The organism is Stenotrophomonas sp. 05N37 (assembly GCF_056397365.1).
In genome coordinates this window covers 38,555-65,254 of sequence record NZ_JBFTNG010000010.1, presented here as the reverse complement: position 1 = coordinate 65,254, position 26,700 = coordinate 38,555, and the positions used below count along the sequence as shown (strand labels likewise).

Sequence of the window (26,700 nt, the reverse complement as noted above, 5' to 3'; positions counted from 1 at the left end):
CTGGGCGCCTATGCCCTTGGAGGCGAAATAAAGGAGGAGGGGGCGGCCGCAGGCCGACGCCGGGGGACATTCGCCGGAAAGGGCATAGGCGCCCAGCGCCCGATCCACCGACGACCGCGCCGGCTCCCCGCACCTGCTTCCGGGATGATGAGGAGCCAGCCAGCGGCCGGCACTACCTGCCTCGCCAGCCGTCATCCTGCGGCGTCTGACGCACGCCCGCCTCGGCCTTACAGCGACCGGCTGATGGTGAAGCTGCCGAAGATCGGCGCTTCCTTCTGGCCGTCGAACTCGCGCGTGCTGTGGTAGCGGGCCAGCGCGAACTTCCAGCGGCCGCGCATCACCGCCACGCCGTAGCCGGCCTGGCCCACTACGTGGCGTTTGTCCACGCTGTGGCTGTTGCGGAAGGTATTGCCATCCAGGGTGATGTCGCGGATCACCCAGGCCGCGTCGGTGGTGGCGAACAGGTGCCAGGACCAGCCGGCCGGGCGGCCGCCACGGGTGGGCGCGGTGTTCTCGCCGGCCGGACGCAGCGGGGTGCTGCCGAAATCGTCCGGCAGCTTCCAGCCGAAACGCACTTCACCACCGGCATTGAGGTGGGTGGCCAGGTTGCCCACCGCACCGCCGTAGTGGCTGATCGCATCCCAGCCCCAGCCGCCGGCGTTCTCGCTGGCGTCGGCCGGCCAGCGGCGCATGCGCTCGTGGGTGAGCATGAACACCGGCTCGTTGTGCAGCTGGTTGTCCCAGCCCTGGAATTTCTCGTCGCCCAGCGCATCGTGCACCGCATCCTGCACTTCCTTGCCCAGCGCCCACGGCCCCACCACGCCCAGCGCCAGCTGCGTGGTCTGCAGCCGGTCGCCGCGCCGCGCGTTGTAGCCGAAGCTGCCGATCAGCACGCCCGCATACGGGCGGTCGTCCTCGATGAGGTCCTTGCGGGTGAAATCGGTGGGGGTGAAGATCCCCTGGGCCACGCTGAAGATCATGTTCTGCTGTTCGAACTCGCCCGGGTGCAGCCGTTCCAGGTGCCGGTTGACCCAGCGCGCCAGCCGCGGCAGGCAGGGGTCGTCGGTGTAGTCCACCAGGTTGGGCGAGACGAAGGTGATCTGGGCGCCATTGGTGTAGCCCTGGTCCTGGTCGGCGCCGCCGAACAGGTCGTTGTCCACCCGGAAATTGACCTGCGGCGGGTGCTCGCGCATCGCGTCGGGCCCGCACTGGTTGGCGGCCTGGACCGCGGGGGCGACGAGCGCCAGGGCGCCGGCGAGTGCGGCCGACAACGCATAGGGCTTCAACGACATGGAATTCCCGCTCAGGATTTGTTCTGTTTTTATGCCGAAGCAGCGTAGTCAGCGCGTGATGCAGTGAACAGACCCGCGCACGCACTGGTGCGTTTTGTTGGTGAAGACCGATTTTCACGTAGCGTTGGGCGCCGCTATGGGCACGATCATGCAAGGCTTGGGTTCGGTCGCCGGCGTCCCCATAATCGCGGTCATGGAGATCAAGTCTGACAACCCCGACCACGGCTTCCAGTTCCCCGGCCAGTTCGAACTCAGCGCCATGGGCGCGGCCGGCCAGGAGCTTGAACGCGAATTGCCGCGCCTGCTCGAGCAGGCCGGCGTCGAAGTACTGACCGAACGGGTCAGCTGGAAACACTCGTCCAACGGCAAGTATGTGTCGGTGCGGCTGGTGTTCAAGGCCGACAACCGCGAACAGTACGACGCCGCGCACGCCGCGCTGCGCGAGCACCCGGAAGTGAAGTGGACGCTGTAGGCGCCTGCGATACCGCCCCCCAGCCCGGCGCGCGGGCACCGCAGCCGGCGATCGTGCGCGATCTCGGCCGGCAGGCCTATGCCCCGGTCTGGCATGCGATGCAGCGTTTCACCGACGCGCGCACCGACGCCAGCGCCGACGAGCTGTGGGTGGTCGAACACGATCCGGTGTTCACCCTCGGCCAGGCCGGCAAGGACGAGCACGTCCTCGCCCCGGGAGATATTCCGGTGCTGCACGTGGACCGCGGCGGCCAGGTGACCTACCACGGGCCCGGCCAGATCGTGGTCTACCCGTTGCTGCAGCTGCGCCGGCTGGGGATCGGGGTGCGCGATTACGTGTGCCGGATCGAGCAGGCGATCATCGACACGCTGGACGAATGGAATATCGGCGCTGAACGGCTGGACGGGGCGCCCGGGGTGTACGTGGGCGGGGCCAAGGTGGCCGCGCTCGGCATCCGGGTCCGCCGCGGCTGCACCTTCCACGGCCTGGCCTTCAACGTGGCCATGGACCTGGAACCGTTCCACCGCATCAACCCCTGCGGCTACCAAGGGCTGCAGGTGACCTCGGTGGTAGACTTGGGGGGACCGTCCGGCATGGCGGCCGCCAAGCCGGTGCTGTTGGGCCATCTGGCCCGCCAGTTCGGCCTGGACCTCCAGCCGACCACCGAATTGCCCGATCTGACAGAGGCGGCGTGAACGCCGTCGACCAAGGCCATGACTGAAACCACCGCTCGCATCATTCCCCTGCAGATCGTGCAGGGCGACACGCCGTCCGCCGCGCCGCTGCAGACCGGGGTCAAACAGCTGGGCGGTGACAAGATCGGCCGCTCGCCGGTGCAGTTCGCCGACGCGCCGGTGCTGCGCAAGCCGTCCTGGATCCGGGTCCGGATTCCCTCCGGCAACGCGGTGCAGACGCTGAAGGCCAAGCTGCGCGAGAACCGCCTGGTTACCGTCTGCGAAGAGGCCAGCTGCCCCAATATCCACGAGTGCTTCAGCCACGGCACCGCCACGTTCATGATCCTGGGCGAGGTCTGCACCCGGCGCTGCTCGTTCTGCGACGTGGCCCACGGCCGACCCAAGCCGCCGGACGCCAATGAACCGGCCAGCCTGGCCCAGACCGTGGCCGACATGGGCCTGAAGTACGTGGTGGTGACCAGCGTGGACCGCGACGACCTGCGCGACGGCGGTGCACAGCACTTCGCCGACTGCATCGGGGCCATCCGCGGGAAGTCGCCGGGCACCCGCATCGAGGTGCTCACCCCGGACTTCCGCGGCAAGGGCCGGATGGAGCGCGCGCTGGACATCCTGGCGACCAACCCGCCGGACGTGTTCAACCACAACATCGAGACCGTGCCGGACCTGTACCGCAACGTTCGGCCGGGCGCGGACTACCAGTGGTCGCTGACGCTGCTGAAGAACTTCAAGGCGCAGCACCCGGCCATCGCCACCAAGTCCGGCATCATGCTCGGGCTGGGCGAGGACCTGGACCAGGTCCGGGCCACCATGCGCGACCTGCGGGCGCATGACGTGGACATGATCACGATCGGCCAGTACCTGCAGCCGACGCCGCACCACCACCCGGTGCTGCGCTACTGGACGCCCGAGGACTACAAGGCGCTGGAGGTCTACGGCTACGAGCTGGGCTTCAGCCACGTGGCCTCCGGCCCGATGGTGCGCTCGTCCTACCACGCCGACGTGCAGGCCAAGGGCGCGGGGGTCGCGGTCGCGTAAGCGATCGTGCTTACGCGTCCAACGGTTTGCCGCGCAAACCGTGGGCGCTCCCGCCATCGCCGCATGCACCGCGCCGGCCGGCGCCCCCCGCGACGCCGGGGCGCTGCCTGTGCACTCATCGCGGCAGGGACCGACGAAGGTCGGTACCGGATCGCCTTCTCCATGCTGCCCCCACGTTCCGCCGGTTTCCACCGACCCCCGGTCGCTGGCGCCCCGGCGTGGCCGCGCTGCGCGCACATTCACAATTTGCTACAGACCCCGGTTTAGGCTGGAAATCCACGTTGCGCGGGGATGGATGACAAACCCCGCAACTTTCGGCACTGTCGTGTGGTCTGATCCGCACGCAGTCTCCCCCTTGGCAAGGTGCCATGAGCAAGTTGATGAAATTCAAAGCCCCCGCATTCCTGATGGCCCTGGCGCTCACCGCGCCGCTGGCGCTGGCCGCCTACGCCGATTCGCCGGCCCTGCCGTCGGCGGCGACGGCCGACCAGGTGACCACGTCCAAGCTGGTCTACGGACTGCTGTCGGACAGCCGCTATGCCTACCGGCCGCGCGCCCTTGACGCGGCGACCTCCAAGGACGTGTTCAAGCGCTACCTGGAAGCGCTGGACGGCAGCAAGCAGTTCTTCACCCAGGCCGACATCACCCGCTTCGCCCCGTTCGAGGCCAACATTGCCACCGCCATCCGCGGCGGCGAGCTGGAGCCGGCGTTCCAGGTGTTTGCGGTGTACAAGCAGCGCGTGGGCGAGCGCATCGGGTATGCGCGCAAGCTGCTCAAGCAGGATTTCGATTTCAGCAGCGACGAGAAGTTCGAGTACGACCGCAAGGACGTGCCGTGGGCGGCCAGCAGCGCCGAACTGGACGATCTGTGGCGCAAGTCGGTCAAGAACGATTGGCTGCGTCTGAAGCTGGCGGGCAAGCAGCCGGCGGAGATCCGCAAGACGCTGGACAAGCGCTACGCGACGCTGGAAAAGTCGGTCAATGAGTTGAAGGGCGAAGACGTCTTCCAGTTCTTCCTCAATTCCTACACCAGCGCGGTCGATCCGCACACCGATTACTTCACCCCGCGCACCGCCGAGAACTTCAACCAGGCCATGTCGCTGTCGCTGGAAGGCATCGGCGCGCAGTTGCAGCGCCAGGACGACATGGTGGTGATCCGCGAGGTCATCGCCGGCGGCCCGGTCGCGGTCAACGGCACCCTCAAGGCGGGCGACCGCATCGTCGGCGTCGGCCAGGGCAAGTCCGGGCCGGTGGAGGATGTGATCGGCTGGCGCATCGATGACGTGGTGGCCAAGATCCGCGGCAAGGCCGATACCCAGGTGCGACTGGAATTCATTCCGGCCGAAGAAGGCGTGGACGGCAAGCACCACATGCTGGTGCTGACCCGGCAGAAGGTGCGCCTGGCCGAACAGGCCGCCAAGGGCGAAACCCTGAGCATCCCGGCCAAGGACGGAGAGCCGGCGCGCAAGGTCGGCGTGATCAAGCTGCCCACCTTCTACCAGGACTTCGAAGGCCGTCGGCGCAACGCGGCCGACTACGCCTCGGCCACCCGCGACGTGGCCAAGCTGCTGGCCGGGTTCAAGGCCGACAAGCTGGACGGCGTGGTGCTGGACCTGCGCAACAACGGCGGTGGTTCGCTGGACGAAGCGATCGAGCTGACCGGCCTGTTCATTGAACAGGGGCCGGTGGTGCAGGTGCGCGAGTCCGGTGGGCGGGTCACCGTCAACAGCGATCGCAGCGAAGCGGTGGCGTGGGACGGCCCGTTGGCGGTGCTGATCAACCGCGGTTCGGCATCGGCGTCGGAGATCTTCGCCGGTGCCATCCAGGACTACGGTCGTGGCCTGGTGATCGGTGAAACCACCTTCGGCAAGGGCACCGTGCAGAACATCGTGGACCTGGACCGGTGGCCGAGCGGGGAGACCCAGCGCTACGGTCAGGTCAAGCTGACCATCGCGCAGTTCTTCCGCGTCAGCGGCAGCAGCACCCAGCACAAGGGCGTGGTGCCCGACCTGGCCTTCCCGGCCAGCGTGGACGCCAGCGAATATGGCGAGAGCACCTACGACAACGCGTTGCCGTGGACCCGCATCGCCGCCGTGCCGCACACCCAGTACGGCAACTTCGGCCCGCTGCTGCCCAAGCTGGAAGGCCGCCACACCGCGCGCATCGCCGCCGACAGGGAGTTCCAGTGGTGGAACGAGGACGTCGAGCAGTTCCGCGCCGAGAAGGCCAAGAAGTACATTTCGCTCAACGAGACCGAGCGTCGCGCCGAGCGTGAAAAGCAGGACAAGCAGCGCACCGATCGCCAGGCGATCCGAAAGCAGCTTGGCCTGGACCTGGACCCGCTGGCCGATGACAGCAACGACGATGGCCTGACCGGCAACGAGCGTGACATCGTCAAGGACACCGCCCGCGAAAAGGCCGCCGAGAAGCGTCCGGACCCGTTGCTGCGCGAGTCGGCCGCGATCCTGGCCGATGCGGTGAACCTGCTGGAGAAGGACCGCCCGCTGTCGGCGCAGGTGCTGCCGCAGTCGACCGGTGCCGGTCGCTGGGCCGACTGACCGGGCGTTGAAGGGGGTAGAGCCGAGCCATGCTCGGCTTGCCCCACCGACCGCGCCATGGATGGATAGGCAAGCCAAGGCAAGGCAAGGCAAGGCAAAGCCAAGGCAAAGCCAAGGCAAAGCCAAGGCAAGCCAAGGCAGCCGAGCATGGCTCGGCTCTACCTCCTCCCGGGGCGGATGAGGCGGTTTCGGTGAACACCAGACCAACGAGGGGCCGGCCAGTGCGCCGGCCCTTCGCCGTTTAAACCCGGCGCATACGCCGACGGGGCTAAGCTGGGCGGAGTCTGTCCTTGCAGGAGCGCCCATGCGCCTGTCCCAAGCAATCCCGGCGGGCCTGCTGGCCGTCTCCCTCAGCGCCTGCGGTGGCCGCGCCGCCGACAGCACCCTGATCCGCGAGTCGTTCGACTCCGGCGACACCTATTCGCGCACCGTGCCCGGTGCACCGGCGCAGGCGTGCGAGGCGGCACGCCGCACGCTGCTCAGCCAGGGCTATGCCATCGCCCGGGCCGACACGGCGGCGGTGGAAGGCAACAAGAATTTCCAACCGCGCGATGACGAACACGAGCAGCTGGTGCTGCGCATTTCCTGCGCACCGCGCGGCGAACAGGCGCTGGTGTTCGTCAGCGCGGTGCAAGACCGTTACGCGCTGAAGAAAAGCCCCACCTCGGCCAGCGTCGGCGTGGGCGCGTTGGGGTCGGTGTCGCTGCCGTTCGGCAGCAACGATGATTCGCTGGTGAAGGTGGCCAGCAGCACCGTGCAGGACGCGGATTTCTACCGCCGCTTCTTCGATCGCCTGCAGCAGTACCTGCCGGTAGTGCCGGCCGCGCCGGCACCCGCGCCGGTCGAACCGGCCCCGGCCCCGTCCGCGTCAACGGCTACCGCCGCACCCGCCACGGTGCCCGAACCGGCCCCGGCCGCGTCACCGGCTACCGCCGCACCCGCCACGGTGCCCGAGCCGGGCCCGGCGCCCTCGGCCGATTCCCCGGTGCCTGCGCACTGAGCAGGCGGGCAGGGTGCACTCCGCAACTGTAACGCGTCGGCCACGCCGTTGGCCGCAGGTGCTGGCCGCCTTGCTGGGCATCGCCGTGGGCAGCGCCGCCGCCGCGCCCGTGACGGCCTGCACGCAGGCGCTGCTGGAAGCGCTCGGCTGGCGCTTCGTCGATGCGCCGGTCAGCACGCCGGTCATCCACGGTGGCCCGGTCTGCACGCGCGCCACGTTGCAGCAGGCGCAGCGTGCCGACGACCTGCGCGTGCAGCTGCCGCAGGCGTGGACGGCCGCGCAGCGCGCGGCGTTCATGACCGACCTGCTGGATGACCCGGCCACGCTGTGTGCCTACACGTTCAAACTGGGCCAGGCCACGCGCCGGGCGACCACGCAGCTGCAGGACAACCCCGGCTACCGCTTCTCGGCACTGCAGCTGGGCTGGATCGGGTTCGGCGCGCGCGGCGCACAGGCGCAGGGCTGGCAGCGCTTCCGCAGCTTCGGGCGTGGCTACCAGCCGGCGGGCGCCAACAGCGCCGCGTTGCAGCACTTCTATGATGGCCGCGTGCGCTCCGAATGCGGGGTGGGGCGGCAGGTGGCGCAGCTGGCGACCCAGCGCGAACTCTATGGCGATGCAGCCTTCGATGCCGAGTTCAGCCCGGGCGAGGTGTCGATCGGCACCTTCCTCACCCTGCACGACACCGACAGCATCCTGCTCGGTCGCCACGCGGGCACCTTCCTTGCCGACGGCAAGGCGGTCAAGACCGCGCAGCTCGGCCGCCAGGCCTTCGTCGGCGCGCCCGGCTTCATCGAACACGTGTTCGACAAACGCTACCTGGACGACATCAACAACCAGGCCGAGAACTTCGTGGTGGTCGATGTGAGCGACGCCGCTGCGCAAGCGCTGCGCAGCCACGGCGGTTTCGCCCATTACGATGCGATCAACCGGCGCATCTGGGCGCTGGCCCAGCGCATGCCCGGCCCCGGGCCGCGGCGCTTCGAACGCCTGCTGGTGGAGCGCGATCCGGTGTGGCGCAACGGCCTGCCGCCGGAGCAGCGACCGTTGCTGGCCGAGCTCGACGCCTTGCTGGACGATCCGTTCTACCAGGGGTTCGTGATTTACGTGCATCCTCGCGGTATACGTCCTGTCGGATACCACATCGCACGCCTGCTCGACCGCAACCCGCGCACGCCGTTTGCGTTCGAACTGGGCCTGCACAACCTGCATACCACGCTGTTCCGGCGCTGGATCGACGCACGCCTTCGCCAGTGCGATTCCCCGCCGGCAGCATCTCCGCAACACAACAACTGACACGCTGGAAGGTGATGGATGGATATTGCAATGATCGGCTTGGGAAAGATGGGCGCCAACATGGCCGAGCGCCTGCATCGCGGCGGCCATCGGGTGATCGGCGTCGATCCCGGCGAGGCGGCCCGTGACAGCGCCGCCACCCGCGGTTTCGAGGTGAGTGCCTCGATTGCCGACGCACTGGCGCAGCTGCCGGTGCCGCGCGTGGTGTGGCTGATGGTGCCCGCCGGCGAGGTGGTCGACCAGACTCTGGCCGCGCTGTCGCCGCACCTGTCCGAAGGCGACGTGGTGATCGATGGCGGCAACTCGTACTACAAGGATTCGATGCGCCGCGCCGAACAGATCAAGGGCGAGGACGTGAGCTACATCGACTGCGGCACCAGCGGGGGCGTGTGGGGCCTGCAGGAAGGCTACAGCCTGATGATCGGCGGCGAGACGGCCGCGGTGGAGCGGGTGGGCGCGATCTTCCGCACGCTGGCCCCGGGCGAGGATCGCGGCTGGGCGCACGTGGGGCCCAGCGGGGCGGGCCACTTCTGCAAGATGGTCCACAACGGCATCGAGTACGGGATGATGCAGGCCTACGCCGAAGGCTTCGCGCTGATGCAGCACAAGACCGCGTTCAACCTCGATCTCGCCCAGGTCGCCAAGGCCTGGCAGCACGGCAGCGTGGTGCGTTCGTGGCTGCTGGACCTCAGCGCCGATGCGCTCGGCCGCAATCCGCAGCTCGATGGCATCGCCCCGTACGTGGAAGATTCCGGCGAAGGCCGCTGGACGGTGGCCGAGGCGATCGACCTGGACGTGCCGGCACCGGTGATCACCCTGTCGCTGCTGGAGCGGCTGCGCTCGCGCGAGAAGAACTCCTTCAGCGACCGCCTGCTGGCGGCGATGCGCAACGAGTTTGGCGGCCACGCGATCAAGACCCGCTGAGCCGGCCCCAGGGCGCGCCGGCCGGTGGCCGGCTCGCCCTGGCCGCTTCAACCTCGAGCCATCGGCTCAGGCAGGCGGCGCATCCAGTTCGATGCGTCGCCCGCTATGCGCGCTGGCGGCCCCGGCCTCCAGCAGGCGCATTACCTGCAGCGCTTCCACCGCGCTCACCGTGGGCGCGCCCACCCCCTGCATGGCATCGCGGAAGGCGGCATACAGGCGGCGGTAGTCGCCCGGCACGTTGTCCACGCTGCTGCGCTGCAGGCGGTCCTCCGCATCCACGACCACGTGCTGGCCGTGCAACGGGTCCAGGCCCCAGCCTGGCGCGCCGGGCGCTACGCCGTCGCGCAGCTGCTCTTCCTGCACGTCGCGGCCGTCCTTGAGGTAGCTGCCGAGGCTGCCGTGCACGCGGAAGCGCGGCCCGGACGCGGCGACCAGCGAGCCGGCGTGCACGATCGCGCGATGCCGCGGGTAGTGCAGCACCGCGTGGAAATAATCATCGCTGCGCGCATCCCCGCGCTGCGCGGCCAGGTCGGCGCTGATCGCCTCGGGCCAGCCGAACAGCTGCAGCATCTGGTCGAGCAGGTGCGGCCCCAGGTCCATCCACAGGCCGGCACCAGGGGCATCGCTCTCGCGCCAGCGATCGCGTACCTGCGGGCGATAACGGTCGAAGTGCGAGTGGCACTCGGCGACCTCGCCCAGCACGCCAGCATCGAGCAGGCGGCGCAGGGTAAGGAAGTCCGCATCGAAGCGGCGGTTCTGGAACACGCTGACCACCCGTTCGGCCGCCTGCGCGGCCTGCACCACCGCCTCGGCCTCGGCCACGTCCAGGGTGAAGGGCTTGTCCACCAGCACATGCTTGCCAGCCTGCAACGCTGCGATCGCCAGCGGCGCGTGGTCGCGGTTGGGCGTGGCGATCACCACCGCGTCCAGGGCCGGATCCTCGAACAGCTGCTGCGGCGTGGCGCAGATGCGCACGTCGGTGAAGCTGCGCAGCAGCCGGTCGCGCTGCGAACTGACGATGCTGTGCAGCACCAGTCCGGGGGTGTGCTGGATCAGCGGCGCATGGAACACGCTGCCGGCCAGCCCGTAGCCGATCAATCCCACCTGCAGGGGCGTGGTCATGGCGAGCTCCATCAAGACGGGGGCAACCAGCGTAGCGGCTGCGCGCGCAGGGCGGAACATGAACGGTTGTGCAGGAAGCTGAGTGGTTCACGGCGGCGTTATGTTCCGCGCACGTGGCGAACACGGGCTTCCCCGGACACTGGCCACACACCCAAGGAGACACCGAACATGACCAACACTACGCGCACTCTGCTTGCTGCTTCGCTGGCCCTCGGCATGGTGCTGGGTACCTCCTCCGCCATGGCCAAGGATCCGCCGAAGACCACCGACCACGCGGCGATGACCCACGCCGACACGCATGATTCGGCCGAGCCGGTGACCGACAGCTGGATCACCACCAAGGTCAAGACCGATCTGCTGACCAGCAAGAATGTCCCGGGCACCGAAGTCATGGTGGAAACCGTGAACGGCGTGGTGACCCTGAAGGGCACCGTGGCCACGCAGGCCGAGTATGACAAGGCCCTGCGCGTGACCAAGGGCATCAAGGGCGTCAAGAGCGTCGACTCCACCGGCCTGAAGGTCGCTGGCGGTGCCGCCAAGGCCGCCAAGCGCTGATCCAGCGGAGTGTTTGACCGCTATGCACGAGGGCGCGCCGACTGGCGCGCCCTCGTCCTGTTTGAATGGTTCAGAAAAAAACAGCAGCCCTATTCACAATGCGCTGCGGTATATTCAGGGCTTCACCTGCGCCGGCGCGCCAGTGGGGCCGAGGCGGCCGCGATGGGGCCACCGCCGGCAACGGCACCGCGAGCTGAAGAGGGAATATGGCGCTGGTTTTCAGTGACGACGTCTGGGATCGCTGGCGCTTGCCGGCACTGGCACTGGCCGCGGTGGCCATCATCGTGGTGCCGTGGCTGACCTTGCGCAAGCTGGCCGATGACAACGTCGAAGCCATGCGCTGGGTGAGCCATACCCAGGACGTGGGCGTGGCGGTGTACCAGCTCCAGGCCGACGTGCGCGATGTGGAATCGGCCGCGCTCACGATGTCCAAGGGCGTCGATGCGCCGGGCCTGCGCGAGCGCCTGGGCCAGGCCAAGGACATCCCGAGGCGGCTGGCGCGACTGGCCGAACTGACCCGCGACAACCCCGACCAGCTGATCCGCATCGGTCGCATCCAGTCGATGGTGGAGCGGCGCATGGAGCTCGCCCGGCAACTGGCCCGCAGCACACCGGATTCGGACCAGCGCGAGCTGGTCCAGGACCTGACCACCCGTTACCCGATCCGCGGCCTGATCGAAGAACTGCAGGCCACCGAGGAAACGCTGCTGAACGAGCGCAGCCTGGCCTTCCAGAAGCAGCAGCGGCAGACCGAGCTCGTCTCCTGGTCCGCGCTGGCGGTGCAGTTGGCGCTGCTGGGGCTGGTGCTGTGGCTGCTGCACCGCCAGATCGCCCATCGCGCCACGGCCGAGCGTGCCTCGCTGCGCTCGGCCGCGCGTGCGGCCTCGGTGCTCCACACCGTGCGCGAGCCGATCGTGCTGCTCGACCGCGAGCTCAAGGTGCAGCTGCACAATCCGGCGTTCGCCGAACTGTACGGCCTGGACGAGGAGCAGCCGGCGGAAGGGCTGCGCCTTGACGGCATCGGCGATGGCGCGTGGAACGATGCGGTGGTGCGCCAGCGCCTGATCGACGTGCTGCTGCGCGGCCGCGAGCTGTGGGATTACGAGCACGAACAGCGCACCGCCGACGAGCAGGTGCGCACGATGTTGATCAATGCCCGGCGCATGCCGCTGCCGGACAAGGACGACGAAGTGGTGCTGATGACCGTCAGCGACGTCACCGTGCAGCGCGCCGTGCAGCAGCGCGTGGAAGAACTGAACCGCCAGCTGGAGGGCAAGGTGGAGCAGGTCTCCGAGGTGAACCGTGAGCTGGAAGCCTTCAGCTACTCGGTGTCCCACGACCTGCGCGCGCCGCTGCGCCACATCGGCGGGTTCTCTGACAAGCTGGCTCGGCACCTGGGCGACCAGGCCGATGAAAAATCCCTGCACTACCTGGGCGTGATCTCCAATTCGGCGCGGCGCATGGCGGCGCTGATCGATGACCTGCTGGTCTACTCGCGGCTGGGTCGCGCGGCGATGCGCATGCAGGCGGTGGACATGCAGTCGCTGGTGGCCGATACCCGCGCCATGCTGATGGCCAACCTGCAGAGCGAGGCCGAAGAGACCGGCGTGCATCGCCAGGTGGAGTGGACGGTGGCCCCGCTGCCGATCCTGGTCTCGGACGAAAACATGATGCGGCAGGTGTGGTTGAACCTGCTTGGCAACGCGCTCAAATATTCCTCCAACCGCGACCCGGCCCGGATCGAGGTCGAGTACCAGCAACAACCCGACGGTGGCCACCTGTTCACCGTGCGCGACAACGGCGCCGGCTTCGACATGGCGTACGCCGGCAAGCTGTTCGGCGTGTTCCAGCGCCTGCACAAGGCCAGCGACTACCCCGGCACCGGCATCGGCCTGGCCAGCGTGCGCCGCGTGCTGACCCGGCACGGCGGCCGCATCTGGGCCGAGTCGGCCGTCGATGCGGGCGCCACCTTCCATTTCCTGCTTCCCCCTGCGCTCGACGCAATCAACAAGGGCCCTGCCGCATGACCGCACTTCGTACCATCCTCCTCGCCGAGGACAGCCCTGCCGACGCCGAGATGGCTGTCGACGCCCTCAAAGAGGCTCGCCTGGCCAACCCGATCGTGCACGTCGAAGACGGCGTGGAAACGATGGACTACCTGCTTCGCCGCGGTGCCTACGCCAACCGCGAGGAAGGCCTGCCGGCGGTGCTGCTGCTGGACATCAAGATGCCGCGCATGGACGGCCTGGAAGTGCTGCGCGAGATCCGCAACACCGAGGAGCTCAAGCGCCTGCCGGTGGTGATCCTGTCGTCCTCGCGCGAAGAAAGCGACCTGGCCCGCAGCTGGGACATGGGCGTCAATGCCTACGTGGTCAAGCCGGTGGACGTGGACCAGTTCTTTGGTGCGGTCCAGACCCTGGGCAAGTTCTGGGCGGTGATCAACCAGGCGCCGGAAGTCGAGTAAGCCCATGCCGCTCACTGGCCCCTCGCTGGGAATGCTGCGCGTCCTGCTGGTGGAAGACTCCCCCGAGGACGCCGAACTGATGTGCGAGCAGATGCTCGATGCCGGGCTTGAGGCCAGCTTCGAGCGGGTGGAGAGCGCCGGCGAGCTGCGCGAAGCGCTGGCCCGGTTCGCCCCGGACATCGTGCTGTCGGACCTGGCCATGCCCGGTTTTTCCGGCAACGAGGCGCTGCAGATCGTGCGCGGCTGGCATCCGGACGTGCCCTTCATCTTCGTGTCCGGCACGATGGGTGAGGAAAACGCGGTGGCCGCGCTGCACCAGGGCGCCAACGACTACATCATCAAGCACCAGCCGGCGCGCCTGCCGTCCGCGGTGGCCCGCGCGGTGCGTGAGTCGCGCAGCACGATCGACCGCCAGCGGGTGGAAGCCGAACTGATGCGCGCGCAGCGCCTGGAGAGCCTGTCGCTGCTGGCCGCCGGGCTCAGCCACGACCTGCGCAACATCCTGCAGCCGCTGCTGATCATGCCGGACCTGCTCAAGGCGCGCACCGATGACCCGCAGCTGCACCACCTGGCCGACATCATCGCCGAGTGCGGCCGGCGCGGGCACGAGATGGCTGAGTCGATGCTGTCCTTCGTGCGCGGCTCGCGCAAACCCAGCGAGCAGATCTGCATCGCCCACCTGTTCGAGGCGGTGGAGCTGCTGTTGCGCAGCAACCTGCCGGACAAGGTGAGCCTGCACCTGGACGTGGCCGACGACGGCCTGGGCGTGGATGCCAATTACACCGAACTGCAGCAGGTGCTGCTGAACCTGTCGTTGAACGCGATCCAGGCCATGCCCAATGGCGGTCGCCTGACCCTGCGCGCCGCCGCCGATCGCGATGGCCAGGGCGAGGACTGGCTGCGCATCTCGGTGACCGACGAAGGCACCGGGATGAGCGCCGATACCCTGTCGCACCTGTTCAATCCGTTCTTCACCACCAAGGCCAACGGCACCGGGCTGGGGCTGATCTCGTGCAAGCGCATCATCGAAGGCGCGCGTGGCAGCATCCACGTGGACAGCACGGTGGGGGTGGGGACGCGGTTCGATCTGCTGCTGCCGATGCAGGAGGTGGGGGCGGACAGCGAAGCGGTGGACCAGCCGATTGCCGCCGGTACCGGCCAGTCGATCCTGGTGGTGGATGGCGAAGCCACGCGGCTGTCGCTGCTGGGCAACGCGCTGTCCAGCCAGGGCTACCACCTGCAGCTGGCCTCCGATGGTGCCGCCGCGCTGCGCTGGATGCAGCAGGAGGCGATGCCGGCGCTGGTGATCGCCGATGCCGGCTCCAAGCTGCTCTCGGCCAGCCACCTGCTGGGCGAGATGGCCGCACTGGGCTTCCGCGGTCCGGCGCTGGTGCTGGAGGAGGCGGACGTCACCGTGCCGCTGGCGGTATTTCCGCCGATGATCAACGTGCACGTGCTGCGCAAGCCGCTGGAGATGCAGCAGGTGTTCCGCTCGGTCGCCGAGGCGCTGGAAACCGCCTGATCCGCACAAGGTGATGCCGGCCAACGGCCGGCGTTACCGGGTCAGCGTTCCCAGGGAAACGCCGGCAGGCTGGCCACGGCCTGCTCCAGCTTGTGCGACCAGCTGCCGTGGATTTCCGCATACAGCGGGCTGTCGCCGGCCAGGCGCATGCGCTGGCTGATGCGCAGGTCGCCCTTGCGGATCAGCACCAGGTCCACCGGCAGCCCCACCGACAGGTTGGAGCGGATGGTCGAGTCCAGCGACACGATCGCGGTGCGCGCGGCGTCTTCCAGTCGCGTCGGCGGGCGGATGATGCGGTCCAGGATCGGTTTGCCGTACTTGGACTCGCCGATCTGCAGGAACGGCGTCTCCGGCGAGGCGGCGATCGCGTTGCCCAGCGGGTAGATCATGTACATGCCGGGCTGCTCGCCGCCGACCTGGCCGCCGAGGATCAGCGTGGCCTGGGTGTTGACCCCGTCGTGGCCGTGCTCGGGCGTGCTGCTCTTGACCTGGCTGTCGACCAGGATGCGCCCCACGTACTCGGCCACCTCGAACAGGTGCCGGTAGGCGCGCAGGTTCTGCTCGCGGCCTTCTTCCACGTCGCGGCGCAGCCGCGAGACCAGCAGTTGGGTGGTGGCCAGGTTGCCGGCGGCCATGATCACGAAGGCGGCCTGCCCGGGAAACTCGAATTCGTGCAGCTTGCGATGCACGCGGACGTCGTCCAGCGACGCGTTGGTACGGGTATCGGCGGCGAAGACCAGGCCCTCGTCCACCTCGATGCCGACGCAATAGGTCATGTCGGTGTCCTATGATGTGCACCCCGATTCTATGCGGAGGCCCTGTTGGCCCCGTGTGGATTCGCCCCACGCACGCTGAATACCATGACCACTGTGCTCCTGAGCCTGGGCAGCAACCTGCAGCCGCAACAGCATCTTCACGCCGCGGTGGAGGCCCTGCGCGCGCGCTTCGGCGCCATCGCCGTCTCGCCCGCATACCGCACCGCCGCGGTGGGCTTTGACGGCCCGGACTTCCTCAACAACGCGGTGGCGATCACCACCGACCTGCCGCTCGATGCGCTGGATGCCTGGCTGCATGCGCTGGAAGACGCGCACGGCCGTGATCGCAGCGGCCCGCGCTTCTCCGACCGCACCCTGGACCTGGACGTGGTGTTCTACGGCGACCTGATCGTGGAAGGCCCGGGCCACCTGCGCATCCCGCGCCCGGAGCTCAAGCACGCTTTCGTGCTCAAGCCGCTGGCCGACATCGCGCCGGCATTCATCGACCCGGTCAGCGGACTGGACCTGGCCACGCTGTGGCGCGCGCATCGCCAGTACGGCGAGCCGTTCGAGACGATGGAGCTGCTGCCCGGGTAACCCGGGCGCGCCGGCCGTTGGCCGCAATGGCGACACTGCCGGGGCATGCAGGCCGGTCCACGGCTGGCATTACGACAGCGTGCGTCCGCCGTCCACGCGCAGGGTGTGCCCGGTGATGAAGGGGGCGTCGGTGACCAGCCAGTACACCGCCTCGGCGATCTCTTCGACCCTGCCGGTGCGCGCCAGCGGGGTGCGCAGCAGCAGCGCCTGCTGGGCGAAATCGTCCTTGCCCTGTTCCGGCCACAGGATCGCGCCCGGTGCCACCGCATTGACCCGCACCTTGGGCGCCAGTTCCAGCGCCAGCGAGCGGGTGATCATTTCCAGCGCGGCCTTGGCCGCGCTGTAGACCGGGTGGTCGCGCATCGGCTGGGTGCCGTGCAGGTCGGTCAGGTTGACGATGCAGCCCAGGTGCCGGCGCAGCTGGGGCGCGGCGGCCTGGGCCAGCAGTAGCGGGGCACGCGCATTGACCGCGAACAGGTCGTCCCAGTGCTCGGCGGTGATCTGGCCGAGCAGGGTGGGGTAGAAGTTGGAGGCGTTGTTGACCAGCGCATCCAGCCGCCCGAACTGGGCCACGGTCTGTTCGACCAGGTCGGGAATGGCCGCTGCGTCGCGCAGGTCGGCTTGCAGGGCCAGCACGCTGCCGGGGCGCAGCATGTCCAGGTCGAAGGCCATCTGCTGCAGTTCGGCGGTGGAGGTGTGGGCGTGCAGCACCACCGACCACCCGCAGGCATGGAACTGGCGGGCGATCGCCGCGCCGATCCGGCGCGCGCTGCCGGTGATCAGCACGACGGGTGCGGTATCGGTCATCGGGGGTACTCCCTGCTCGGCTATGCTGTGCATTGTCACCGCAATCGCCTGCACCATGCATTCCCCACTGCCCACCCCCGATTCCGACGCCCTGGCCCACAGCGACCAGTTGGCCGCGGCGCTGCGCGCCGAGATCCTCGCCAATGGCGGTGCCATGCCGTTCGCCCGCTTCATGGAGCTGAGCCTGTACACGCCGGGGCTGGGCTACTACAGCGCCGGTGCCAGCAAGTTCGGGGAATCCGGCGATTTCACCACCGCGCCGGAGCTGGGGCCGCTGTTTGCGGCGACGCTGGCCAACGCGATCGCGCCGGTGATGCAGCAGCTGGGCCCGCAGGCCCGCTTCATGGAACTGGGCGGCGGTAGCGGTGCGTTCGCCGAGGTGATGCTCAAGCGCATGCTCGAGCTGGACGCGCTGCCCGAACGCTACGCGATCCTGGAGCCCAGCGCGGACCTGCGCGAGCGCCAGCGCGAACGCCTGGAGAAGGCGCTGATCGGGCCGGTGTTCGAGCTGGTGGAGTGGCTGGACGGGCCGTTCGATGACGACTGGGACGGCATCGTGTTCGCCAACGAGGTGATCGATGCACTGCCCACGCCGCGCTTCCTGGCGCGCGATGGGATGGTCTACGAGGAAACCGTGGAGCTGGATGCCGACGGTGCTTTCATCCGCGGCGCGCAGCCGGCCGATGCGATGCTCAGCGCGGCGGTGCGCCACGTCGAGCAGTATCGCGAACGGCCATTCGCCGACGGCTACCGCTCCGAGCTGCTGCCGCAGCTGCCGTACTGGATCCAGGCCGTGGCCGGCGGCATGCAGCGTGGCGCGATGCTGTTCATCGACTACGGCTACCCGCGCACGGAGTACTACCAGGACGAGCGCGACGATGGCACGGTGCGCGCGTTCTACCGCCACCAGGTGCACAACGACCTCTACCGCTGGCCCGGCCTGCAGGACCTGACCGCGTCGGTGGACTTCACCGCGCTGGCCGAGGCCGGCACCGGGGCCGGCTTCGAGATCGCCGGCTACTGCACCCAGGCCAGTTTCCTGCTGGGCAACGGGCTGGACGCGCTGTTGCAGAAGGCCGAGGCGCGGGTGGACGAATTCGGCCAGGTGCGCCTGCGCGACCAGGTCAAGAAGCTCACCCTGCCCACCGGCATGGGCGAGCGCTTCCAGGTGATGGGCTTCCAGCGCGACGTGGATTTCGAGCCCGCGTTCACCCTCGGCGACCTGACCTGGCGCCTCTGAGATGACCCCGACAGGGATGTTGAAGCCGCTGCGCTGGCCGCGCTTCTGGCTGGGCCTGTGGTGGCTGGCGATCGCGGTGACGATCACCGTCTGCCTGATTCCGCCGCCGCCGCTGGACCTGCCGCCGAACAGCGACAAGGTCGAGCATTTCCTGGCCTACTTCGTGCTGGCCGGTGCGGCGGTACAGATCTACCGCACCCGCGCGGCCCTGCTGTGGGCCGCCGCGGGCCTGGTCGGGTTGGGGATCGGCATCGAGTTCCTGCAGGCGGCATTGACCGACAACCGCATGGCCGACGCGATGGACGCGTTGGCCAACAGCATCGGCGTGATTGCCGGCATGGCGCTCGCGTTCACCCCGCTGCGCGACCTGCTGCTGCGCCTGCGCGGATAAACGGCCGGTAGGGCCGGCCCAGGGCCGGCAACCACAGCATGTCGGATTCACGGGGCGCCGGCCCACGGCCGGCGCCTCCACCTGTCTTCAGCGCGGCACCAGCGTCAGCGTATCCAGCACCCACATCGTCGGCCGCGTATCCCCGGTGAAGCGCACGCACAGATCCTGCGTCCCCTTCACCGATCGCGGCAGGGCTGCGTCCAGCGTGATGAACCCGTCCGCCCCCGGCTTGGCCGGCAGCTTCACCGTGGCCAGCGGCGTGCCATCGCAGTTTCCGTTGAGTACGTCCATCTCGCCATGCGCACTGCGTGCGGGGCTGAACGTGCGTTGCGGTTCGTCGTGGGCCAACTGGAAGTAGTACGGAATCTGGCCGGCACGCACGCGCAGTCTGGCGATGCCGTCCACATCGGCGTCCTTCCACAGCCAGCACGGGTTGAAGATGTTCACGTTGAAGATCGCACGCTGGCCATCGGCCGGGCCGTCGTCTTCCAGGCGCAGCAGCAGCTTGCCTTCGCCCGGGCACATCGCCAACTGCTGGTCGTTGCGGCTCAGCAGCGACGTCGCGCTGAGCTCGAAGCGGCTGGCCGCGCTGGCCAGCGGCTGCCCGTTGAAGAACGTCGCCGCCTGCAGCTTGACCGGCAGCGGCTGGGTCAGCGGCGTGCTGTAGCGCGGTGACTGCGCGGTGACCGGGCCGCCATCGGTGCTGTAGCGGACCTCGTAGTTGAGCGGGGTGCGCAGCGTCAACGTGGCGGTGCCGGCCTTGCGGTCGTCGTGGCTGTCCAGTTCCACCTGGAACGGGGTCTGCGCGTAGGCCACGCCCATCGCCTGCCAGCGCTGCAGCTGGCTGGGCAGCCGGGCCAGGAAATCGGCGTAATCGCGGCGCTCGCGCGGCGACCAGCCGGTCTCGGCCACGGCCGCCAGCCGCGGGAACAGGTTGTGCTGCAGGCGCGCGTAGCTGCGCGTGTGCTCGGTGAACATGTTCGCCTGCAGGCCGAGGATGTGCTGTTGCTTGTCGCGGGCCAGCGCATCGGGTACCGGCTCGAAGCCGTACACGCGGCCGAGCGGGGTCGTCAGCGGACGGCCCGGCGGTTCGTTGTCCGAGGGGGTCTGCAGGTAGTCCATGTACATGTCGGTGACCGGCGACATCACCACGTCGTGGCCTTCGCTGGCCGCCTTCAGGCCGCCGTCGGTGCCGCGCCAGGACATCACCGTGGCCTCCGGCGGCAGGCCGCCTTCGAGGATCTCGTCCCAGCCGATCAGGCGGCGGTCGTGCTGCTCCAGGAAGGTTTCCAGGCGCTTGATGAGGTGGCTCTGCATCTCCATTTCATTGCCGGCGCCCACCTCGCGCATGCGCGCCTGCACCCGCGCCGATGCTTCCCACTGGTCCTTGACCGCTTCGTCGCCGCCGACGTGCACGTACTTGGCCGGGAACAGGGTGATCACTTCTTCCAGCACGTTCTCCAGGAACTGGAAGGTGCTTTCCTCGGTGTTGAACAGGTTGGGGAACACGCCCCATTCGCTGAGCGGCTTCAGCGGGGTGTCCAGCGTGCCCAGTTCGGGATACGCGGCGATCGCGGCGGTGGCATGGCCCGGCACGTCGATCTCCGGGATCACCTGGATGTGGCGCGCGGCGGCATAGGCGATCACCTCGCGGATCTGGTCCTGGGTGTAGAAGCCGCAGTACGGCCGCTCCGCGCCGGTGACCGGGTCGCGGCCGCCATCGCCGGCGGGGATGCGGCAACTGCCGACCGCGGTCAGCTTCGGGTAGCGCTTGATCTCCATGCGCCAGCCCTGGTCATCGGTGAGATGCCAATGGAAGGTGTTGAGCTTCTGTTCGGCCATCGCGTCGAGCACGCGCTTGATCTCGTCCAGGCTCTGGAAATGGCGGGCCGAATCGAGCATCAGCCCGCGCCAGCTGAAACGGGGTGCGTCGTCGATGCGCAGCGCCGGCAGCACGCCGTTGCTGCCGCCGCTGAGCAGCTGGGACAGCGTGGCGGCGCCATAGAACAGGCCGGCCTCGGTGGCCGCCCGCACGGTGGCGCCGTTGCCTTGGGAACGCAGCTGGTAGCCCTCGGCGCCGGTCTTCAGCGACGGGTCCAGCACGAAGGCGATGCCGTGCGTGCCGCGCCCGGGTGTGATCTGCAGGGCCGGGCCGCCGCTGTTGCGCAGCAGGGTGGTGAACTGGCCCGCCACGCGCTGCGCGGCCTCGCCGCTGGCCCACACCGGGGTGCTTGCGCGCACGTTGAAGGCGGCGCCGTCGAGGCGTTCCACCTTGGCCGGCGCCGGGATCAGCGGGAGCGAACCGGGCAGCGCGCGTGGGCCGTCGGCGGCCTGCGCATCGGTGGCATGCGCGCGCGGTGCCAGGGACAGGGCCAGTGCGAAGGAGAGCAGTGACAGCGAGGTACGACGGGTGCGGGTATGCATCGGGTCATTCCTGTGGTGCGAATCGGATTCCACCTGTAAAAACGGGCCCGGAGGTCCGGGCCCGTCGTTCAGGCGTTCAGCATAGTGCTATGGCGATCAGAACTTGAAGTGCACCGTGGCCATGTAGCGGCGGCCGCTCTTGTAACGCGAGGCCAGGTGGTCCTTGTCGCCCAGGTACTGGAAATACTCTTCGTTGAGCAGGTTCTGCGCGTCCAGCGTCAGCGACCAGTTCTCGTTGAAGGTGTAGCCGAAGCTGGCGCCCAGCTCGGCGTAGTCGTCCACGCTGGCCGGTGCCGAGCCTGCGACGTAGCCGCCGGCCAGGTAGCTGTCACGCCAGTTGTAGGTCAGGCGTGCGTTGATCGGGCCCTTCTCGTAGTACGGACTGAACGCGACCGAGTTGCGCGACTGGTAGGGCAGCGCATCGCCGGAGTTGTTCTCACCGTTGGCGTAGGTGTAGTTGGCGGTCAGGCCGAAGCCGCTCTCGCCGAAGGGCTGCTGGTAGCTGAGGTTGAAGCCCTTGACGTGGCCGCTGCCGGCGTTGCGCGGACGCTGGATGCTGTAGTCGCAGTAACCGTCGGCGGCGCAACCGTTGGTGCCCACGATGTTGGCCCAGGTGGCCGGCGAGGTGTCGCGGATCGAGTTGTACTGGCGTTCGGTGACCGCGCTGGTATCGATGTAGTTGTCGATCTTCTTGTAGAACAGCGACCAGGCCACCACCGACTGCGGGGCGAAGTAGTACTCGGCCGACAGGTTGTAGTTCCAGGACTCGTACGGCGACAGGGCCGCGTTGCCGCCGCTGCCGGTAAGCGTGGTGTCGTTGAGGAAGGTGTTGTTCACCATCTGGTTGTACGGCGCCCAGGCGATGACCTTGCTGGCGCCGAAGCGGAACACCCAGTCACTGTCGGTGTCATAGACCAGGTTGACCGACGGCAGCAGGAAATCTTCCTTCTTGGTCTGGGTCTGCCACTTGCTGTCCAGGTCGGTCAGGGTCGGGGTGCCGCCGTAGACGAAGCCGCTGCCGGCGGTCTTGGAATCCACGTAGCGCACGCCGACGTTGCCGCGCACCGGGCCGTTGGAGAAGTTCAACTGCGCGTAGGCGGCGTTGTTGGTCTGCTCCAGCGCCCAGCTGTTGTTGAGGTAGCTGGCCGGATCCGGGTTGGCGTAGTCCAGCGGGCTGCCCTTGACCCAGTTCAGCACGTTGTCGCGGCCCACCTGCACGTGGCGGCCCTGGCCGTCGCTGAAGCCCTGGATGTCGGTCAGGCCGATGGTGCCGACGTCGGCCAGGGTGCCCGGGCGCACGCCGCCGTACACGTTGAGGTCGAAGCTTTCTTCATGCTTGCCGTGGCGCACGCCGAACTGCAGCTGGTTGAAGATGCTGTCGAACTGCACGTTGAAGTCCAGCTGTGCGTAGGTGTCCTTGCTGTCGGTGGAGAAGATGCCGTTGTTGCCGAACCAGCCACCGGCCGAGCCCCAGTTGGCCGGGTTGCGGGCCGCATCGGGGTTGTCGAAGGTGATGCCCTTGTCCAGGTTCCAGCTGAAGCCACCGTTGTAGAACGGTTCGATGAAGTACTGGGCCAGGTCCTTGTTCTCGGACTTGCTCTGGCCCACCTGGCCGCTGATGCCCCAGCCGTCGCCCTTCCACGCGCCACGCAGGTCAAGGCCCTTGGTGGTCACTTCGGATTCGCGCACGTTGTTGTCGTAGATCACCGTGCCGCTGTTGGCCGTCGCGCTGGCGTTGGAGTGGCCGCTGTTGACCACGCCGTTGCGCACGTCGCCGAGCTGGTTGACGGCACCGACGGTGCCCGGGTTCCAGGTCAGGAAGGAGTACATCGACTGGTTGTAGTTGTCGAAGTTTTCCTTGATGTACAGGCCGCTCAGGTTGAACTCGAGTTCGTCGGTCGGCTTGAACTGCAGGTTGACCACGGCGCTGTCGCGCTTGCGGTCCTGCTGGAACCACGCGGCGTTGACCGAGTTGGGCACGTCCGCGTTGGGGTCCACGCCCGGCGCGTTGGTGAAGGTGGAGGCCTTGGCGTAGCCGAACACTTCCATGCCCTGGCGGTCCACGCGCTCTTCATAGTGCTGCGCGGCGACGTTGATGCCGAAGGTTTCGTCGGTGTTCTTCCAGCTGTAGATGGCCGAGGCGTTCGGCTTGCCCTTGCTGGCCTGGTCGCTGTAGCTGTAACCCACCGAGGCGGCCACTTCATTGGCGCGCATGTCCAGCGGCTGGCGGGTGTGCATCAGGATGGTGCCGCCCAGGCTGCCTTCGGTCAGGCGCGCTTCGGAGGACTTGATGACTTCCATGCGGCCCAGGATCAGCGGCGACAGCAGGGTGTAGTCGAAGCCGCGGTTGGGCTGCTCGCCGTACAGCCAGATCGCCTGCGCGACCGGGTGGCCGTCCAGGAAGGACAGATTGAGGCTGGGATCGGTGCCGTCGATGCTGACCCGCTCACCCTGGCCGAAACGACGGTCCAGCGAGATGCCGGGCAGCTGCGACAGCGCCTCGGCCACGTTGGTGCTGGGGAACTTGCCGATGTCCTCGGCGGTGATCGCCTCGGAGATGGTCACGTTGTTGCGCTTGGTGTCCAGCGACTTTTCCAGGCTGGCGCGGATGCCGACGACGCTGACCGTGTCCAGGTCGGTCGGGGTGGTGGAGGTTTCCTGCGCCTGCGCGCCGAACACCAGACAGCTGAAAATGGCTGCCGAAAGCAGACTCTTGCGGTGGTTCATGATGTCTCTCCTCATCAATCCGATGGTTCGCCGGCGACGGCGTGTGTCTTCGTGCGTCTGGTACGACTTTGCCGCGCGTCCCTGACCGGGGGCGCGCCATGGGTGCCACGTACTGCGTGTTGCTTGCCCGGCGCGCCGTCAGGCGTTCGGGTGGTCCCTATGTCCCAGGTACCAGCTGGCGGCGCCGATGACGCCCAGCTGCCCGTGCTCGACCACCTTCACGGGAATGCGTTCCAGCGCTTCGCGCATCGGGCCCTTGTTGAGGTACCGGGACACGAACGTGCTGTTCAACAGGAATTCGCGGATCTGCGGCAGGATGCCGCCGGCCAGGTACACCCCGCCGGTGACGCCGTACTGCAGGGCCATGTCGCCGATGGTGCTGCCGAGCAGGCCGCAGAAGACCTCCAGGCTCAGGCGCGCGGTCGGGTCCTGGTCGGCCATCGCGGCGGCGGTGACCGCATCGGGCGTGGTCAGCGTGGGCGTCTGCCCGTCCAGCGCGCACAGCGCGCGATACAGGTTCATCAGCCCGGGGCCGGACAACGCGTGCTCCACCGAGACGTGCGCATGCTCGCGCTGCATCTGGCGCACGATCGCCATTTCCAGTTCGGTGGTGCTGGCCAGGGTGGGCTGGCCGGCCTCGGTGGCCAGGACCACCGCGCCATGAGGGGTGGGGATCCAGACCGCCGCACCCAGCCCGGTGCCGGGGCCGACCACCAGGGTGGGGCCGCGCGGGGCCGTGGCCGGGCCGGTCAACTGCAGCACGCCGCTGGCATCGACCTGGGCGGCGGCGTAGGCCACCGCTTCGAAATCATTGACGATGTAGACCTGCTCCAGGCCGACATCCTGCTCGATCCGGCGCGCCGACAGCGGCCAGGGCACGTTGGCGGTGATCACGGTGCCGTCTTCGCGCGCCACGCCAGCGGTGGCCACCACGCAGTGCGCCGGGCGCGGGCCACTGCCGAGGAACTCGGCCAGGATGGCGCTCAGGCCGGGGTAATCGGCATTGCGGAACTTGCGGTACTCCAGCAACTGCACCGGATGGTCCGGGTCCAGGCCGGCCTGCACCCTGGCCACGCGGACATGCGTACCCCCCACGTCGGCGGCCAGGAACGGCGGCACCGCATGGGGCAGGGCATGGGCCGGTACAGAGTGGGCGGCTGCGATCACACGGGCTCCCTTGGGTATGCACGACCGGTCTGACCCGGCGATTGAGGCGGAGTCTGTAATCGTTCTGACAACGATGTCAACGATAACCTCACACTTTCGATGTTGCGCCGCAGCGGCCAGTGCCGCAGGAAAACGTTTCCAGCCACGGCCCGCCATGTTTCTGCACACCGCCCGAAAGGGGTGACGTAGCGGCCGTAAGGCGTGGCGGGGCGTGCAATCTGCGCAGGTGCAACATCCCCGAACCAGCGGCGGCGACGAAAACCGGTTGTTGACAAACCCGCAGGCGGCGACGAATAAATGTGACAACGTTGTTCCCAGTCACTCTTCCGACGCCGCCTGGCGCCGTCGATGCAGGAGCTCTCTTGATGTCTGCCGTGCCTGCTGCCTCCGCGCGTTCGAGCGTGCTCACCTCGATCCTGATCATCGGCGTGCTGTTCTTCCTGATCGGCTTCTTCACCTGGCTCAACGGGCCGCTGATCACCTTCGTCAAGCTCGCCTTCGAGCTGGACGAGGTCGGTGCCTTCCTGGTGCTGATGGTGTTCTACCTCTCCTATTTCTTCCTGGCGCTGCCGGCCTCCTGGATCCTCAAGCGCACCGGCATGAAGAAGGGCCTGAGCCTGAGCCTGCTGGTGATGGCGGTCGGCGCGGTGGTCTTCGCCCACTTCGCGCAGCAGCGCTGGTACCCCGGTGCGCTCAGCGGCCTGTTCATCATCGGCAGCGGCCTGGCCCTGCTGCAGACCGCGGTCAACCCGTACATCAGCATCCTGGGCCCGATCGAAACCGCGGCCCGGCGCATCGCGCTGATGGGGATCTGCAACAAGATCGCCGGCATGCTCGCCCCGGTGTTGATCGGGACGCTGGTGCTGCACGGCATCGGCGACCTGGACGCGCAGGTGAAGGCGGCCGATGCGGCGGCCAGGACGGTGCTGCTCAACGACTTCGCCGCCAAGATCCAGCTGCCGTACATGGCCATGGCCGGGCTGCTGGTGGTGCTGGCCGTCGGCGTGTTGTTCTCGCCGCTGCCCGAGCTGAAAACGTCGGAAGCCAATGCCACCCCGGCCCGCGCGCCGGGGCTGGCCGAGCGCACCAGCATCTTCCAGTTCCCGCACCTGTGGCTGGGCGTGCTGTGCCTGTTCGTATACGTCGGCGTGGAAGTGATGGCCGGCGATGCGATCGGCACCTACGGCCACGGCTTCGGCCTGCCGCTGGACCAGACCAAGATGTTCACCTCGATCACCCTGGGCGCGATGCTGCTGGGCTACCTGGTCGGCCTGGCGCTGATCCCGCACCGGGTCTCGCAGTCGCGTTACCTGAGCATTTCCGCCGTGCTCGGCGTGCTGTTCTGCATCGGCGCGCTGCTCACCCACGGCTATGTGTCGGTCGGTTTCGTGGCCGCGCTGGGCTTTGCCAACGCCATGATGTGGCCGGCGATCTTCCCGCTGGCCATCCGCGGGCTGGGCCGCTTCACCGAGACCGGCTCGGCCCTGCTGGTGATGGCCATCGCCGGTGGCGCGATCATTCCCCAGCTGTTTGCCGTGCTCAAGCAGCACGTCGACTTCCAGTGGGTGTTCGCCGGGCTGATGGTGCCCTGCTACCTGTACATCCTGTTCTACTCGGTGCGTGGCCACCGGGTGGGGCTGTCCCGCGACGGGCAGTGAT

General features: G+C 68.1%; 22 protein-coding genes. 15 read left to right on the top strand and 7 right to left on the bottom strand.

All coding sequences use genetic code 11. The features are described 5' to 3' along the window. Positions 1-227: 227 nt before the first annotated feature. Positions 228-1,292: a lipid A deacylase LpxR family protein gene (locus AC1DGC_RS19350; RefSeq protein WP_394164942.1), complete on the bottom strand. Its 1,065-nt coding sequence runs from the start codon at positions 1,290-1,292 to the stop codon at positions 228-230. A 193-nt stretch (positions 1,293-1,485) separates the two neighbouring features. Between AC1DGC_RS19350 and AC1DGC_RS19345 the strand changes: the two genes are divergently transcribed. The 7 genes from AC1DGC_RS19345 to gnd all read left to right on the top strand — a co-directional run bounded on the left by AC1DGC_RS19345 (position 1,486) and on the right by gnd (position 9,270). Beyond that, positions 1,486-1,764: a DUF493 family protein gene (locus tag AC1DGC_RS19345; protein ID WP_259207795.1), complete on the top strand. Its 279-nt coding sequence runs from the start codon at positions 1,486-1,488 to the stop codon at positions 1,762-1,764. Further along, on the top strand, positions 1,752-2,459 hold the full coding sequence (gene lipB / locus AC1DGC_RS19340; RefSeq protein WP_259207793.1) for a lipoyl(octanoyl) transferase LipB: 708 nt from the start codon (positions 1,752-1,754) through the stop codon (positions 2,457-2,459). Before AC1DGC_RS19345 ends, lipB begins: the two co-directional genes overlap by 13 nt. Before the next feature lie 18 nt (positions 2,460-2,477). Beyond that, positions 2,478-3,494, top strand: a complete 1,017-nt coding sequence (gene lipA, locus AC1DGC_RS19335) for a lipoyl synthase (protein WP_478048624.1) — start codon at positions 2,478-2,480, stop codon at positions 3,492-3,494. A gap of 380 nt (positions 3,495-3,874) precedes the next feature. Next, complete coding sequence (locus AC1DGC_RS19330) at positions 3,875-6,052, top strand: carboxy terminal-processing peptidase (RefSeq protein WP_259207789.1); 2,178 nt, start codon at positions 3,875-3,877, stop codon at positions 6,050-6,052. A 304-nt stretch (positions 6,053-6,356) separates the two neighbouring features. Then, positions 6,357-7,052: a DUF2242 domain-containing protein gene (locus tag AC1DGC_RS19325; protein ID WP_478048623.1), complete on the top strand. Its 696-nt coding sequence runs from the start codon at positions 6,357-6,359 to the stop codon at positions 7,050-7,052. Between the two features lie 70 nt (positions 7,053-7,122). Next, entirely contained in the window at positions 7,123-8,346 is a 1,224-nt protein-coding gene (locus AC1DGC_RS19320; protein ID WP_478048626.1) for a hypothetical protein, read from the top strand. Between the two features lie 18 nt (positions 8,347-8,364). Continuing rightward, positions 8,365-9,270: a phosphogluconate dehydrogenase (NAD(+)-dependent, decarboxylating) gene (gnd, locus tag AC1DGC_RS19315; RefSeq protein ID WP_478048622.1), complete on the top strand. Its 906-nt coding sequence runs from the start codon at positions 8,365-8,367 to the stop codon at positions 9,268-9,270. Positions 9,271-9,336: 66 nt separating this feature from the next. On the opposite strand, the gene AC1DGC_RS19310 is transcribed toward gnd, so the two are convergent. After that, the gene (locus AC1DGC_RS19310) at positions 9,337-10,392 is read right to left on the bottom strand and encodes an oxidoreductase (RefSeq protein ID WP_478048621.1); all 1,056 of its coding nucleotides are present in this window, start codon (positions 10,390-10,392) and stop codon (positions 9,337-9,339) included. A gap of 168 nt (positions 10,393-10,560) precedes the next feature. Between AC1DGC_RS19310 and AC1DGC_RS19305 the strand changes: the two genes are divergently transcribed. The 4 genes from AC1DGC_RS19305 (at position 10,561) to AC1DGC_RS19290 (ending at position 14,933) form a co-directional block, all read left to right on the top strand. Further along, a complete protein-coding gene (locus tag AC1DGC_RS19305; RefSeq protein WP_259207781.1) occupies positions 10,561-10,947 on the top strand; it encodes a BON domain-containing protein in 387 nt (128 codons plus the stop codon). A 206-nt stretch (positions 10,948-11,153) separates the two neighbouring features. Further along, entirely contained in the window at positions 11,154-12,974 is a 1,821-nt protein-coding gene (locus AC1DGC_RS19300) for a sensor histidine kinase (RefSeq protein ID WP_259207779.1), read from the top strand. Continuing rightward, complete coding sequence (locus tag AC1DGC_RS19295; protein WP_259207777.1) at positions 12,971-13,411, top strand: response regulator; 441 nt, start codon at positions 12,971-12,973, stop codon at positions 13,409-13,411. Before AC1DGC_RS19300 ends, AC1DGC_RS19295 begins: the two co-directional genes overlap by 4 nt. Before the next feature lie 4 nt (positions 13,412-13,415). After that, positions 13,416-14,933 carry an ATP-binding protein gene (locus AC1DGC_RS19290; RefSeq protein ID WP_259207775.1) on the top strand — a complete coding sequence of 506 codons (1,518 nt, stop codon included), beginning with the start codon at positions 13,416-13,418 and terminating at the stop codon, positions 14,931-14,933. Positions 14,934-14,974: 41 nt separating this feature from the next. Here the strand turns inward: AC1DGC_RS19290 and AC1DGC_RS19285 are convergent, their stop codons facing one another. Further along, entirely contained in the window at positions 14,975-15,709 is a 735-nt protein-coding gene (locus tag AC1DGC_RS19285; protein WP_394164174.1) for a proteasome-type protease, read from the bottom strand. Positions 15,710-15,793: 84 nt separating this feature from the next. Here AC1DGC_RS19285 and folK point away from each other — a divergent pair, with 84 nt between their 5' ends. Continuing rightward, positions 15,794-16,285, top strand: a complete 492-nt coding sequence (folK, locus tag AC1DGC_RS19280; protein ID WP_259207770.1) for a 2-amino-4-hydroxy-6-hydroxymethyldihydropteridine diphosphokinase — start codon at positions 15,794-15,796, stop codon at positions 16,283-16,285. Positions 16,286-16,354: 69 nt separating this feature from the next. Here the strand turns inward: folK and AC1DGC_RS19275 are convergent, their stop codons facing one another. Then, positions 16,355-17,092: a pteridine reductase gene (locus AC1DGC_RS19275; protein ID WP_478048620.1), complete on the bottom strand. Its 738-nt coding sequence runs from the start codon at positions 17,090-17,092 to the stop codon at positions 16,355-16,357. Between the two features lie 55 nt (positions 17,093-17,147). Here AC1DGC_RS19275 and AC1DGC_RS19270 point away from each other — a divergent pair, with 55 nt between their 5' ends. Together AC1DGC_RS19270 and AC1DGC_RS19265 are read left to right on the top strand one after the other, a co-directional pair. Then, complete coding sequence (locus AC1DGC_RS19270) at positions 17,148-18,332, top strand: class I SAM-dependent methyltransferase (protein ID WP_259207766.1); 1,185 nt, start codon at positions 17,148-17,150, stop codon at positions 18,330-18,332. 1 nt (position 18,333) lies between these two features. Further along, the gene (locus tag AC1DGC_RS19265) at positions 18,334-18,723 is read left to right on the top strand and encodes a VanZ family protein (protein WP_478048619.1); all 390 of its coding nucleotides are present in this window, start codon (positions 18,334-18,336) and stop codon (positions 18,721-18,723) included. 87 nt (positions 18,724-18,810) lie between these two features. Here AC1DGC_RS19265 and AC1DGC_RS19260 read toward each other — a convergent pair whose 3' ends face one another. From AC1DGC_RS19260 to AC1DGC_RS19250, 3 genes are all read right to left on the bottom strand, one after another. Then, complete coding sequence (locus AC1DGC_RS19260) at positions 18,811-21,147, bottom strand: beta-N-acetylhexosaminidase (protein WP_478048618.1); 2,337 nt, start codon at positions 21,145-21,147, stop codon at positions 18,811-18,813. A gap of 96 nt (positions 21,148-21,243) precedes the next feature. Then, complete coding sequence (locus tag AC1DGC_RS19255; RefSeq protein WP_259207760.1) at positions 21,244-23,874, bottom strand: TonB-dependent receptor; 2,631 nt, start codon at positions 23,872-23,874, stop codon at positions 21,244-21,246. A gap of 138 nt (positions 23,875-24,012) precedes the next feature. Continuing rightward, complete coding sequence (locus AC1DGC_RS19250; protein WP_259207821.1) at positions 24,013-25,038, bottom strand: glucokinase family protein; 1,026 nt, start codon at positions 25,036-25,038, stop codon at positions 24,013-24,015. A gap of 368 nt (positions 25,039-25,406) precedes the next feature. On the opposite strand from AC1DGC_RS19250, the gene AC1DGC_RS19245 reads away from it, so the two are divergent. Beyond that, positions 25,407-26,699: a sugar MFS transporter gene (locus AC1DGC_RS19245; protein ID WP_478048617.1), complete on the top strand. Its 1,293-nt coding sequence runs from the start codon at positions 25,407-25,409 to the stop codon at positions 26,697-26,699. The last annotated feature ends 1 nt before the right edge of the window (position 26,700 follow it).